The sequence below is a fragment of the Gleimia hominis genome (genome assembly GCF_032085515.1).
In the GTDB taxonomy this organism is placed as follows: Bacteria; Actinomycetota; Actinomycetes; order Actinomycetales; family Actinomycetaceae; genus Gleimia; species Gleimia hominis.
In genome coordinates, this window is sequence record NZ_JASXSX010000003.1 from 15,853 (window position 1) to 29,789 (window position 13,937).

General features: G+C 57.3%; 11 protein-coding genes and 1 tRNA gene. 3 read left to right on the plus strand and 9 right to left on the minus strand.

Translation table 11 applies throughout. From position 1 onward, the window contains the following. Positions 1 to 39: 39 nt before the first annotated feature. Positions 40 to 867 carry a Nif3-like dinuclear metal center hexameric protein gene (locus QS713_RS07460; protein ID WP_313274072.1) on the minus strand — a complete coding sequence of 276 codons (828 nt, stop codon included), beginning with the start codon at positions 865 to 867 and terminating at the stop codon, positions 40 to 42. A gap of 433 nt (positions 868 to 1,300) precedes the next feature. On the opposite strand from QS713_RS07460, the gene QS713_RS07465 reads away from it, so the two are divergent. Continuing rightward, the gene (locus tag QS713_RS07465; protein WP_313274074.1) at positions 1,301 to 1,444 is read left to right on the plus strand and encodes a hypothetical protein; all 144 of its coding nucleotides are present in this window, start codon (positions 1,301 to 1,303) and stop codon (positions 1,442 to 1,444) included. Positions 1,445 to 1,684: 240 nt separating this feature from the next. Beyond that, positions 1,685 to 1,761, plus strand: a tRNA-Val gene (locus QS713_RS07470). A 1,009-nt stretch (positions 1,762 to 2,770) separates the two neighbouring features. On the opposite strand, the gene QS713_RS07475 is transcribed toward QS713_RS07470, so the two are convergent. Further along, positions 2,771 to 3,199, minus strand: a complete 429-nt coding sequence (locus QS713_RS07475) for a DUF3052 domain-containing protein (RefSeq protein ID WP_233187421.1) — start codon at positions 3,197 to 3,199, stop codon at positions 2,771 to 2,773. A gap of 185 nt (positions 3,200 to 3,384) precedes the next feature. On the opposite strand from QS713_RS07475, the gene aceE reads away from it, so the two are divergent. Next, a complete protein-coding gene (gene aceE / locus QS713_RS07480; protein ID WP_313274077.1) occupies positions 3,385 to 6,126 on the plus strand; it encodes a pyruvate dehydrogenase (acetyl-transferring), homodimeric type in 2,742 nt (913 codons plus the stop codon). A 194-nt stretch (positions 6,127 to 6,320) separates the two neighbouring features. Here aceE and QS713_RS07485 read toward each other — a convergent pair whose 3' ends face one another. The 7 genes from QS713_RS07485 to dxr form a co-directional block, all read right to left on the minus strand. Continuing rightward, the gene (locus tag QS713_RS07485) at positions 6,321 to 6,710 is read right to left on the minus strand and encodes an acyl carrier protein (protein ID WP_313274078.1); all 390 of its coding nucleotides are present in this window, start codon (positions 6,708 to 6,710) and stop codon (positions 6,321 to 6,323) included. Between the two features lie 45 nt (positions 6,711 to 6,755). After that, positions 6,756 to 7,256, minus strand: a complete 501-nt coding sequence (locus tag QS713_RS07490; protein ID WP_102217254.1) for a DUF3145 domain-containing protein — start codon at positions 7,254 to 7,256, stop codon at positions 6,756 to 6,758. A 407-nt stretch (positions 7,257 to 7,663) separates the two neighbouring features. Next, a complete protein-coding gene (def, locus tag QS713_RS07495; protein WP_313274080.1) occupies positions 7,664 to 8,155 on the minus strand; it encodes a peptide deformylase in 492 nt (163 codons plus the stop codon). Next, positions 8,152 to 9,963, minus strand: coding sequence for a proline--tRNA ligase (locus QS713_RS07500; protein ID WP_313274082.1), 1,812 nt, complete (start codon positions 9,961 to 9,963; stop codon positions 8,152 to 8,154). Before QS713_RS07500 ends, def begins: the two co-directional genes overlap by 4 nt. A gap of 87 nt (positions 9,964 to 10,050) precedes the next feature. Further along, positions 10,051 to 11,178 (minus strand): flavodoxin-dependent (E)-4-hydroxy-3-methylbut-2-enyl-diphosphate synthase, encoded by a 1,128-nt coding sequence (gene ispG, locus QS713_RS07505; protein WP_313274217.1) that lies wholly within the window; start codon positions 11,176 to 11,178, stop codon positions 10,051 to 10,053. Between the two features lie 178 nt (positions 11,179 to 11,356). After that, positions 11,357 to 12,592 (minus strand): M50 family metallopeptidase, encoded by a 1,236-nt coding sequence (locus QS713_RS07510; RefSeq protein WP_313274083.1) that lies wholly within the window; start codon positions 12,590 to 12,592, stop codon positions 11,357 to 11,359. A 154-nt stretch (positions 12,593 to 12,746) separates the two neighbouring features. Next, entirely contained in the window at positions 12,747 to 13,934 is a 1,188-nt protein-coding gene (gene dxr, locus QS713_RS07515; RefSeq protein WP_313274085.1) for a 1-deoxy-D-xylulose-5-phosphate reductoisomerase, read from the minus strand. Positions 13,935 to 13,937: the final 3 nt, after the last annotated feature.

Sequence of the window (13,937 nt, forward strand, 5' to 3'; positions counted from 1 at the left end):
GAGGGCACCCTCACCTCAAGTTTAATGGTGACTTATTGCCTATCCCAAAGTTCTCTTGTGTTCTTGCCACGGTTCAGTACAGGTTCGGGATAAGTCCACTTGCACGCCGGGGAGCGCGGCTTGCAGGTCGTCTTGCAGGTTGGGGAGCCACAGCCATTCGGTTGCCCAGTGGGATCCACTGATGAGGGCCGGCTTCCCTTCACTCAGGTGCTCCGATGCCGGGTGGTGGCGCAGATCTGCGGTTACGTACACGTCTGTCCCTAGTTCGCGGACCTTTTGCAAGAACGAGTCGCCCGCCCCACCAGAGACCGCTACGCGCTTGATTGGCATGCTGCCGTCCGCCCCGTAGGGCGCTCCAACGTAGATTCCATGCGGCCCGGCTGGGAGCGCCTGCGCCACCCGCGCTGCGAACTCCCCCAGTGTCGTTTCTTCTTCTAGATCCGCGTAGCGTCCAAGGCCAACGAGCTGGGTTGTTTTTTGGGATTCTTGCGGTTCGAACGGCGTGCCTTCGAAACCAAGCGCATGTGCAAGTGACCACGCGACTCCACGCGCGGCCGCGTCTGCGTTCGTGTGCGCATTCATGAGGGACACGTTCGCACGAATTAGTTCATGCACCATCCGCCCTTTGTAATCGGTACAAGACACGCTGTTAGTGCCGCGCAGGTACAGGGGGTGGTGCGTAATGAGCATGTCATAGTTACCTTCAACCGCTTGTTCAACAGTTTGAGGTACTGGGTCGACCGCCAGCAGAATTGACTCCACTACTTGGTTTGGCTCCCCGACGATCAGTCCGTTTGAATCCCACGACTCCTGGAGGGCTGCGGGATACATCCGTTCCATCTGTGCCATAACATCGCGTACAAGCATTTGCCTCATGTTACAAAGCTAGCAGATCACAGTTTAGAACTCATAAGTTCTTAGTTTGCGACTTTTTGTTTCAGTTTAGTGATATTACCCGTTCAGTAACCACTTGGGCTTGCAAACATCATTTAGAAACCGTTCGGGCTTGCATACATCGTTTAGAAGCCGCTCTGATTTGTATCCATCGTGCAGCAACCACATGGGCTTGCAGACATCGTTTAGAAACCGCTCGGAGCTTTCCCCTCAAGCAAAATAAAGGAAAGAAACATGAACACGTCCAGAAGAAACTCGCACAAGTGGGCGCGCGGAAAACATGAAAGGTAAGAAAAGTGTGCCACACAGCGGAAATGAGCATGCGAGCTGGTGATTGATTTAATAGGTCAATCAGAATGTTTTCATGCGATAATGGGAAGCGTCAGATCCTATAAAAGGAGAGGTTATGAAACGCGAAGACAGCCCAGAACTTGGGCATGCCCACAAAGAGCATGACAAAGAAAACCCAATGCGCGGTGTTTCTGACCCGCAAACCCCATACCCTCCGAAGATGCATCACGAGCATGCGGAAGAGGATGAGCAGAACTAAGTTGCATTAGTTTTTTTGAAGCAAAACCTAACCTTTGTATTAAAGGTTCGCGGTTGCTTCAAAACTGCGAATACCCAGGAGGTCCGCGAGGACCTCCTTACTTTATGCCCGCCAACTCCACTGCACTTCGTGACTCTAACCACTTTCCCCCTGAAACTCATTAATCAATTGGGTTTTTTAAGCCGAGTCAGGGTAAGCTCTATTTCGTTGCGAAGATTGCTGGTTACACCAGCGCACGCAGGGCCTATAGCTCAGTTGGCTAGAGCGCCACGTTTACACCGTGGATGTCGGGGGTTCAAGTCCCTCTGGGCCCACCATTACCACTCACCCAAGACACAATGCTTTGCATGTTTAATGTCCCCTCGACTTCCATATTTTGGCTAGTATTCCAAGGTTTTCTCATGTTTTCTGCGATGCTAGTCAGTTGCCGTTTTGGATGAGATGACGGACACAACCACTTGAATCCCCCAATGCGAGGGATGCCTCGCCCACCGCGACCAAGGAATGAGTAGCGACTCCGTCTACGACTCGCGGGGGCTACTCCTGTTGTGAGTAGACTTACGCGGAATTTAGAGGTGTTCGTTATCTATTGACAAGCTTGTACGGGTGTGTCTGAATTAACATAACAACACTTAAACAGCTTTTATGTTGCGTAAGTGTTGTTGCCCTCACGTCGGATATTCAAACTCGTTGCGGAACAGAAGTTGTAAGCACTCCGCTGACAATGAGACACGTTGGGATTCAAATGAAGACTGTAATCAAGGGCATCGCAGTCTCACTGCTTTGCCTAACGATAGTCGCTATTGGCGCACCATTGTTCAACACGACCCTCGTTGATCTTTTGAGAGAACACAAGGGGTGGGTATTAACCATTTTGGTTGTGTTACCTCTTGTGTACGTAATTAGCACAGCAGCTATAAGGAAGGAGCTGAATGCTCGTCCTCACAGGGATTAACAGCTGGACCGTGAGAAAACTGCTCCGACTAGATACCTTGTTTCTGCTTTAGCGAGACACTCAGGTGTCTAAAGAATCGAACGAATTCTCCTTTTACCGCCTCATACCAATTCTCACAAGGCCTCCTCCCCGGCAAAAGAACTCCGCCTAACTAGATGTCAGTAAACAAAGGGCAAGCCCACCGCGTAGACGAACGCGGCCCTCCAGCCTCGGAGCGTCGCATTAGTGTCGCAACGCTCCGCCAGATGGGCCGCGCACGTTCGGATTTGATTTTTGTGGCGCCGTTTAGCTTGACACCTGTTCAGCTTGATGCCCTATTTAACTTTAGGTTTAGCTTTAATCCCCACTCTCAGAAGGTGCGGATTACGATTTCACTTCGCCGCTGCCGTTAGCCGCATACCAGTCCATTGAGGCGCCACCACCTCAGCGGACGTGGCATGCAAACCTGCGATACGCGCAGCCTCCGCCACATCATTAGGGGACACGTGCTGCGCATCCGTGGGCTTTGGGGTCAACACCCACACGAGCCCCCCGTTGTCTAAATCGGAAATGCAGTCGAGCAGGACGTCCGCCAAGTCTTCCTCCTGAGCGTCATCAGCGCGCCACCAAATGATGACTCCGTCGACAACATTGCCGTACTCACCGTCAACGAGCGCCTCACCCGTAACCTGCTCAATATGACGACGCAAAGGGTCGTCCACGTCCTCATCCCAATAAAACTCTTGAACTACCTGGCCATCTTTAAAACCAAGGCTATCCACAGTGGGAACAATGCCTTCCTGGATTGCGTTTGAACTCACGTCCCATAGTTTACCCATAAAACAGCGAAAACCAACGCATTCTTGCGGTGTGACACAATCGAGACATATCTCGCGTGACTAAAGTCCTTCATCGTAATGAAATTTCGTGCGAAAACGACGATGATAGAAGGTATGAGAGCGCGCACGCATAGCAGCGTGCGGTAACAACAAAGAAAAGAGGACTTGTGGCTACATATCCTGAACGTCCGATTATCAACGGGGTACTCCGGCAGGTACCAGACAACGATCCGGAGGAAACCGCCGAGTGGTTAGAATCCCTCAGCGGCCTGATCGACGAAAAAGGTGGTCCGAGGGCACGTTACATCCTGCTCCACATGCTTCACGAAGCCCAGCGCCGCGACGTGCGCCTCCCGATGGAGCTGACGACACCGTACGTGAACACCATCCCCGTACAAGAAGAACCGTACTTCCCGGGCGATGAAAAGACGGAACGTCAATACCGCCGGTGGATGCGTTGGAACGCTGCGGTTCAAGTAACCCGGGCGCAACGCCCCGGCGTGCAAGTAGGTGGCCACATTTCCTCCTACGCATCAGTCGCCACCCTGTACGAAGTGGGATTCAACCACTTCTTCCGAGGGAAAAACCACCCCGGTGGGGGCGACCACGTGTTCTTCCAAGGCCACTCCTCCCCCGGCGTATACGCCCGTGCCTTCCTCGAAGGTCGGCTCAGTGAAGAAGAAATGGATGGCTTCCGCCAGCAAGTCTCCGCCAAACACGGCCTCCCCTCATACCCGCACCCACGTCAACTCCCAGACTTCTGGGAGTACCCGACGGTATCCATGGGGCTCGGGCCTGCGGAAGCGATCTACCAGGCGTGGTTCGACAAGTACTTAGACTTACGCGGCCTCAAAGACACCTCCCAGCAACACACGTGGGCGTTCCTTGGGGACGGGGAAATGGACGAACCAGAATCCCGCGGCATGCTTCAACTCGCCGCACAGCAGGGCCTGGACAACCTCACTTTCGTCGTCAACTGCAACCTGCAGCGCCTCGACGGCCCCGTACGTGGTAACGGGAAAATCATCCAAGAGCTCGAAGCGTTCTTCCGCGGTGCCGGCTGGAACGTAATCAAGGTCGTGTGGGGCCGCGGTTGGGATCAGCTACTCGCTGCGGATAAAGACCAAGCGCTGGTAAACATCATGAACGAAACCGTGGACGGTGACTACCAGACGTTCAAAGCCAACGATGGCGCATACGTGCGCGAACACTTCTTCGGCCGGGACCCACGTACCAAAGCAATGGTGGAAAACTGGTCTGACGAAGACATCTGGGCGCTCGGTCGCGGTGGCCACGACTACCGCAAGGTCTACGCCGCATACAAGGCAGCGGTTGAACACACCGGCCAACCCACCGTCATTCTGGCGCACACCATTAAGGGCTACATCCTGGGTAAGCACTTCGCGGGCCGTAACGCCACGCACCAGATGAAGAAACTCACGCTCGAAGACCTGAAGGGCCTGCGCGACCGGCTTCGCATTCCTATCACAGACGAGCAGCTTGAAGCAGATCCGTACATGCCGCCGTACTACAAGCCAGCTGACGACGATCCGGCTCTGCAGTACATGCAGGAACGCCGCCGGATCCTAGGGGGCTACCTACCGAGCCGCCACCAGGAAGACCCGGCGCTCCCCATGCCAGCCGACAAACCGTTCCGCGCCCTCGCGAAAGGCTCGGGCCACCAGGAAGTCGCGACCACCATGGCACTGGTGCGGTTGTTCAAGGACCTCATTAAAGACAAGAACATCGGTAAACACATCGTGCCGATCATTCCCGATGAGGCACGCACCTTCGGGCTCGACGCCGTGTTCCCAACCGCGAAAATTTTCAACACGTACGGCATGAACTACACGGCGGTGGATGCCGACATGATGCTGTCGTACAAGGAATCTGAAAAAGGCCAGTTGCTGCACACCGGCATTAACGAAGCCGGTTCCACCGCAGCGATGCAAGTGGTGGGTACGTCTTACGCTACCCACAACCTGCCGATGATTCCGTTCTACATTTTCTACTCCATGTTCGGATTCCAACGCACCGGCGACCAGTTCTGGGCCGCTGGAGACCAACTGTCGCGCGGCTTCATAATTGGCGCCACCGCGGGACGCACCACCCTCACGGGTGAAGGTTTGCAGCACATGGACGGTAACTCCCCGGTTCTTGCGGCAACAAACCACGCGGTTGTCTCGTACGACCCGGCGTACGCATACGAAATCCGCCACATTGTGTACGACGGGATCGAACGCATGTATGGGCCGAACGAGAAGAACCGGGACCGCAACGTCATGTACTACCTCACGGTTTACAACGAGCCCATGCACCAACCCGCGGAGCCGGAAGGCGTGGATGTAGACGGCATTATCCGCGGCCTGTACCGACTGGATGATCCAGAGGGAGATGGACCTACCGTTAAACTCTTAGCGTCCGGCGTGGGAGTGCCATGGATCCGCGAGGCACGGAAACTGCTGCGCGAAGACTGGGGCGTAGCTGCCGCAACGTACTCGGTTACCTCCTGGAACGAGTTACGTCGCGACGGTATGGACGCTGATCAGCACAACTACCTGCACCCCGAGGACGAAGCGAAAGTTCCGTACGTGAGCGAGAAACTCGCTGAACTAGACGGCCCCACCGTGGCTACCTCTGACTTCGACCACCTGGTCCCCGACCAGATTCGCAAGTGGGTACCCGGCGAATACTACACGCTCGGTGCAGATGGTTTCGGTTTCTCTGACACTCGTCCCGCAGCCCGCCGCCACTACTACATCGACGCGGAATCAGTGGTAGTTCGCGCCCTCCAAGGCCTTGCGGATGAAGGCAGCATTGACCGGTCCGTGGTTGCGCAGGCGATCGAGAAATACGACCTCACGAACGTGAACGCCGGTTCCTCCGGCTCAGCCGGTGGTGATGCCTAAGGCGCTACTTGCACTGTTATACCTGACCGTGTCGGGTAGCTGACGGGGCAGTTAGACGGCCGCACAGCGAGAGGGGGGATCCGAACGGATCCCCCCTCTTAATCATTCGCAGCCGAAATTACGCGCGAGGCTCCTAAGCTGCCAGCTAAACGCTTCACATGACAATAGTGGGGTAAGCGATGCGTGCAAGCTCGTTAGCTAAACAGGGCGCACAGCTGGGCGAACGTGCGGGCACTGTCCACATCCGAGTCGGCCACGGAGCGACCCAGATCGTCTTCCACAGCTGCTACCACCGCATATAGACCAATCGTGTCTAAGTCGAAGTCTTCTTTCAGCCGCGCGTTTGGCGTATACGATTCTGCGGGCAATGCGGACTCGTTCAGCAGCGCCCCAGTGATCACCTCTAGCGTGTGGTCATCTACCCCACCGGGATTGTCCGAAATTTGTGCGCTTCCTTGCGCGGACTTCTTTGCTCCCGATTCCTCGCCACGAGGCGTGTTTTTGTCACCGTTCAAAGACGCCAGCTTTCCCTGTTCCTCAGGCAAATCAATCCCCAGCATCTGAGCAATCGAAACACCACTCATCACTCACGCCCCCTATTTGACTCAAACATTACCGCCCGCGAAGCTTTATCCGACCCGGTGCAACCAACGCACAGGCACACCTGCGCCCGCATACCGGAACGGTTCCAACTCATCATCCCACGCCTGTCCCAACGCCAAGTTCAGACGCTCACGCAACGAAGCTAAATCACTGGAGGACTCCATCGCAGCCCGGACCCTGTCTTCGGGAACCATCATGTTCCCTGACGTGTCCATCGGGGCGTGAAAAATCCCCAGGTCCGGCGTATGACACCAACGCGCACCATCGGATCCACGCACCGGTTCCTCCGTGATCTCGTAACGCAAATGCTCCCACCCACGCAGTGCAGATGCCAGCCGGGCCCCCGTTCCAACTGGGCCGACCCAAGAATACTCGGTGCGCACCATACCGGGCGCCGCCGGCTGGTCAGTCCACTCCAGGTTCACAGCCTGGTCGAGCACACCGGAGACATTCCACTCCAAGTGTGGACACAGCGCCGGCGGGGTTGAATGCACAAAAAGTACACCGCGCGTAAAACTCCCGGTCATGTCGTTGCCTCCTTCAAGTTGACCAGATCGTCTTCCCCTACGTCCAGCCCTAAGAGACACCCACACGCCTCAGCGGTGTAACAAACTATCAAGTTATAGAACTACACTTCCTAGCTGGCAGCTAGACTGATCCAACCAGACTCGCCTGGTCTGCCAGCTAAACAACTGTAGCCGTCATCATTATTTTGCCTCACTTTTGCGCGTTACACAAGAGCGCAACATGCCTTATAAAGAACGGTGACACGTCGTACTTGGATGCTGCAGGTACAACGGTGCTCGCGTACCTAAAGACTGCAAGTGCAACGATGCCCGCGTACCTAAAGACTGCAAGTGCAACGATGCCCGCGTACCTAAAGACTGCAAGTGCAGTGGTAACAGTGCGGGATCTTCATGCGCGCGAGGGTAAATCATCCCATAATCTCGCGCACTTGCTTCATCGCCTTGCGTCGCATTGCCCGATCCAAGCGATCTAAGTAGAGCATGCCATCGAGGTGATCGCATTCATGTTGAATACAGCGCCCCATGAGCTCTTCACCCTCAACGACCTTCTTCTTCCCATCCAAGTCGATGCCCTCGGCCCGTGCGTACCAAGCCCGCTTCGTAGGAAACCACAGGTTAGGAACCGACAAGCAGCCCTCGTCGCCATCTTGATACTCATCCTCAGACAACTCCACGATGCGGGGGTTGAGGATGTAATCCACCTCGCCGTCAATATTCCACGAGAATGCGCGCAAACCAACCCCAATCTGGTTCGCCGCCAACCCCGCACGCCCTTCTTCATCGACGTTCTCCAACAGATCGTCCACTAGGTGCTTAACTGCCTCATCAATTTCCGTAATCGGCTCACACGGCGTGCGCAGCACCGGGTCCCCAATAACTCGGATATCACGAACCGTCATTCGTTTGCCTCCAAATTCGCTTCTAACTCCGCCTTAATAACCTGAGCTGCGTCCGCCACAGGGATCTCGCGTGCAGACTTGCCACGCCGATCACGTAGCTCCACCACGCCCTGCTTCAAACCGCGCCCAACCACGAGCACGTAGGGCATCCCCATAAGTTCCGAATCCGCGAACTTTACGCCCGCAGACACCTTTTTCCGGTCGTCATACAACACGTCGAATCCAGCCTTGGACACGGCCGCAGAAATATCCGCTGCAGTCGAGAAGATCTCCTCCCCCTTACCCGCAGCGACTACCTGCAAATGGAACGGTGCCACCACCATGGGCCAAGACAACCCCTTCTCATCGTGGTAAAACTCCGCAAGCGCTGCCAGCACGCGAGACACCCCAATGCCATACGACCCCATGGTCACAACCTGGGATTTTCCGTTCTGATCCAACACCTTCAAATCCAATGCCTGCGCGTACTTGCGGCCAAGCTGGAAAATATGCCCAATTTCGATTCCACGCGCCAACTGCAACGGCCCAGACCCATCCGGTGACGGATCCCCCTGCCGGATTTGCGCGGCCTCTACCGTGCCATCGGCAGTGAAATCCCGGCCCATCACGAGGTTATACACGTGCTTACCGACCGCGTTACCACCTGCAATCCACGCGGTACCATCGACCACCCGCGGGTCGACCAGGAACCGAACCGAACCCGAAGGGTTACCATCCGCATCCACAGTCCGTCCCTCATAGTTTGGACCACACGCCTGCGGGCCCAAGAACCCCGGTACCAACTCCGGATGCTGCGCCAGGTCCTCAGCAGTCGCCATCTCCACTTCCGCCGGTGCGAACGAAGCTTCCACGCGTTTCATATCCACCTCGCGGTCACCGGGAATCCCCAAGTTAACCACTTCCCGCTCCCCACCTGGGTGAACGACGGTGAGCACCACGGACTTCAACGTGTCCTTCGCTTCCCACGGCCGATCTGCACGCGGATAAAGCTCATTCGACACCCGCACCAAATCTTCAATCGTCCCCGCATCCGGCGTATCCCGCACATCCGCTGCCGGCACGTGCGACGCATCCACCGGATCAGGCGCGGGAGTCACCACTGCCTCCGCGTTCGCCGCGTAACCCGACGGGGCACGCACAAACGTGTCCTCACCAATCTCACAGGGATGCAAAAACTCCTCCGAACGCGAACCCCCCATCGCGCCCGACATGGCTGCACAAATCACATACGGCAACCCCAACCGATCAAAGATCCGCTGGTACGCCGCCCGCTGTGAATCGTAAGACGCGTCCAACCCCTCATCGTCAATATCGAAACTGTACGCATCCTTCATGACGAACTCCCGGCCGCGAATAACCCCTGCCCGCGGCCGCGCCTCATCGCGATACTTCGTCTGAATCTGATACAAAACCGTTGGCAAGTCCTTATACGACGAATACAAGTCCTTCACCAGGAGCGTGAACATCTCCTCGTGAGTCGGTGCCAACAAGTAGTCGCCCCCACGCCGGTCCTTAAGTTTAAACAGCGTCGGACCGTATTCGTCCCAACGATCCGTCTTCTGATACGGCTCCGCAGGCAGCAACGCGGGGAACAGCACCTCCTGAGCCCCGGCCGCGTCCATCTCCTCACGCACCACGCGTTCGACATTACGCAACACCTTCAACCCCAGGGGCAACCAGCTGTAAATCCCCGGAGCAGTCCGGCGGATATAACCCGCCCGGACCATCAATTTATGGCTCGCAACTTCCGCGTCAGCCGGGTCCTCCCGAAGGGTTCGGACAAAGTAATCAGACATGTTTTTCAGCACATCTAAAAGACTACGTCAAAGCCGCCTGAGGACGAAACCAAGTCTTAAATACCAGCCCGGCTGAGGGCGTGAGAACCAAACGGGGTGCTAAGCCAAGACGTCTACGTGACCGGAGCCTTCCTCAAGCCCCATTTCTTTTGCCAGCCGGTGAGCATGCTCCAAAAGGGTAGGGACGATCTCTTTCTCCGGCACCGACGCCACCGTCTTGCCCTTAATGAAAATCCGGCCCTTCCCGTTACCAGAAGCCACGCCCAGGTCAGCCTCACGCGCTTCCCCAGGCCCGTTCACCACGCAGCCCATAACCGCCACCCGCAGGGGAACAGTCAGTTCCTTGAGGCCTTCCGTGACTTCGTTTGCCAAGGCATAAACATCTACCTGTGCGCGCCCACACGACGGGCACGACACAATCTCTAACGTGCGCTCACGCAAGCCCATAGACTGGAGGATCTCAATTCCCACCTTCACTTCCTCCACCGGAGGGGCCGACAAAGACACGCGGATCGTGTCGCCAATCCCCTGGCGCAGCAGCGCACCAAACGCCGTGGCAGACTTGATTGTTCCCTGGAACTGCGGGCCCGCTTCCGTCACCCCCAGGTGAAGGGGCCAATCACCATTTTCCGCCAATATCTCATACGCGCGGATCATCACCACTGGATCGTGGTGCTTCACTGAAATCTTGAAGTCGTGAAAGTCGTATTGCTCAAAAAGCGACGCTTCCCACATCGCGGACTCCGCGAGCGCCTCCGGCGTTGCCTTCCCGTACTTTTCCATGATCCGCCTGTCCAGCGACCCGGCATTCACCCCGATGCGCAGCGACGTCCCGTGGTCGCGAGCGCACTTGGTGATGTCTTCAATCTGGTCGTCGAACTTGCGGATGTTCCCCGGGTTCACACGCACCCCCGCGCAGCCACCTTCAATGGCTTTGAACACGTAGCGGGGTTGGAAGTGGATATCCGCAATCACGGGGATCGTGGATTGCTTCGCGATAATCGGCAGCGCTTCCGCATCATCTGCCGATGGGCACGCTACCCGCACAATGTCGCAGCCAGCAGCGGTCAACTCGGCGATCTGCTGCAAGGTTGCCCCGATGTCAGTGGTCTTTGTTGTAGTCATCGACTGGACGGATATCGGGGATCCACCGCCCACCGGCACATCCCCCACGTGGATCAAGCGGGTTTTCTTGCGCGGAAACGGTGGTTCTTTTACCTCGGGCATTCCTAGATTCACTGCAGTCACGCTGTCATTATCCTCTGTTAGTTCGTAAAAATCGACTCATGGTGGGCCATTGCGCATTCCCTACCCCGCCGACGTAGTTAGTAATCTGATTCGATGCCCCAACTAGTCTGCACTAGGCCCGCACGTATGCTTGCGCGAGGGCCGTAGATTACCCAAGTTAACGCAGCAGGTGAATCGGGTTAATAATATCGGCTGCTATCAGCACGAGCGTCATCACCGCGAATACGAGCACCATAGTGTAGGTCAGGGGCATGAGGCGCGCCGTATCTGCCGGCCCCGGATCTGGTTTACGGCGCATCCGGTTGTAGGTGCGCCGCGCACCTTCCCACAGGGCACCCGCCACGTGTCCACCGTCGAGCGGGGGCAGTGGGATCAAGTTGAACACGAACAGCGCCATGTTCAGTGAGCCCCACAAGGACAGCAGCACACCGGCGCGGTCCCACACCGTAACCTGCGGATTCGTATCGGCAGAAACTTCCCCGGCTAAACGCCCCACTCCAACGACGGACAGCACCGAGTTCGGGTCGCGCGGCTGATCTTGGAATAGCCCGACCGTGGTGTCCCACACTGCTTTCGGCAAGCGCAGAACAACCGCTGCGGTAGCCGTGAACGTGTGCCACGACGCGTCCGCCACATCCACCACGCTAGCGCGCCGGCGTTCAAAGCCGGCCACTATCCCAGCTTTCGCCTGCCCGTCCACGGACTTGGGTGCGACCGTGTAACTCTTAGTCTTGCCCTCGCGCTGCACCTGCACCGGGACCGCGCGTGAACCGGACGCCGTGATTTGCTCCACCAGCTGCGGCCACGTATCCACCCGGTGCCCATTCCAAGTCACCACCGTGTCCCCCGCACGCAAACCAGCCTCGTACGCCGGACTTTTCGGCGCACCCTGCTCGCACTGGCCCAAACACTGCGGAACCTGCGCAAGTTTCGTCACCGGCTGCTGCACCCCGATGCCCATCATCACGATCGCGATCAGCACAATCGACATGACGAGATTCACCGTTGGACCACCTAGCATCACCACCAGCTTTTTAGGCACCGACAGGTTATAAAACGCTTGCGGCTCCCGCCCAGCTGGCAGTTCCTCCGCAGAAGCTTCCCGCGCTTCCTGTGCGAGCGTGGGTCTGCCATCGGCTTTGTGTGTGCGCACCCCCTCACGGGCAGGAGCGAACATACCTGCCAACCGAACGTACCCACCCAAAAGAATGGCTTTCACCCCGTATTCCGTGTCCCCACGTTTCTTAGACCACAGGGTGGGGCCAAAACCTACCATGTACTGAGGGACGTATACCCCGAACTTCTTAGCGGGCAGCAGGTGCCCTAGCTCGTGTAGCGCCACCGAAAGAATCAACGCCACAATCGCCAACACAATGCCTAACAGGTAACCCATGACGCTCCTTCGGTGGAATCGAAACAAACCTCCCGACGATTATTCGCCCTCACGGTTCTGTGTTCAAGTTCAACGGTTGCGGCTTTACGTTTAACCGTTACGCGTTCAGGTTCGACAAGTGTCGCGTTCAAGTTCGACAGTGTCGCGTTCAAGTTCACTGATCCGCAATGAGGTTCCGGGCCCGCTCCACAGCCCAGTGTTGCACCTGCACAATCTGCTCGAAGGTTGGCCCATCAACACCGGTATGTTCGTCAAGCACGCGCGCAACCGTGTCCACGATTTCCAGGTACTGTAAGTGTCCAGCTAGAAACGCGTCCACGCACACTTCGTTCGCTGCATTCAGCACCGCCGGGTGCGTGTCAGACGCCGCCACCGCACTGCGCGCCAAGTTCACCGCCGGGAAAGTCTGATTATCCACAGGTTCGAATGTCCACGACGTCGGTTCACCCCACGTGCAGGGGGCTTCCACATCTGCCCACCGCTGTGGCGCCGACAGGGCCAGTGCAATCGGCAACTTCATGTCCGGTGGTGATGCCTGCGCGATCGTCGCCCCATCTTTAAACGTCACCATTGAATGCACAATCGACTGCGGATGCACAACCGCGTCAATCTTTTCCGCCGGGACGTCAAACAACACCGACGCTTCAATCAGTTCCAAGCCTTTATTCATGAGGGTAGAGGAGTTGATCGTCACCACCGGCCCCATGCTCCACGTGGGGTGCGCCAGCGCCTGCTTTGCGGTTACGTCCGTCAGTTCCGCCCGAGTGCGTCCCCGGAATGGCCCTCCGGAGGCAGTAAGCACGAGCCGTGCGACCTCACTGCTGCCCGTAACCACGGGGGAAGTGAGTCCTTTTTCGTGCTTACCGGCCGCTAGGCATTGGGCGATTGCACTGTGTTCCGAGTCCACGGGGGTGACCTGCCCGGGCCTGATCATCGCCGCGCGCACGAGCGGCGCGCCCACCACTAAGGATTCCTTGTTCGCGAGCGCCAGTTGAGCGCCGCTGCGCAATGCCGCGAGCGTGGGTTCAAGACCGATCCCACCGGTAATACCGTTCAGCACCACACCTTCGGGCCCCAGCATTCCCGCGGCCTGCGCCACCGCGGCTTCCCCCACGCCTACGCGCACACGGCTACCTAGTAGGTCTTGCAGTTCCCGCGCATCCCCCTTCGCGACCGCCACGAACTCCGGTTCGTACTGCTTCACCTGCCGCGCAAGCAGCTCGAGGTTGTTTCCACCCGCCGCGAGGGCGCGCACGCGCATGCGACCCGGGTGAGAAGCAAGTACCTCAAGCGCCTGCGTCCCAATCGAACCCGTAGACCCCAAAATGACGACGTCGCGCATCGC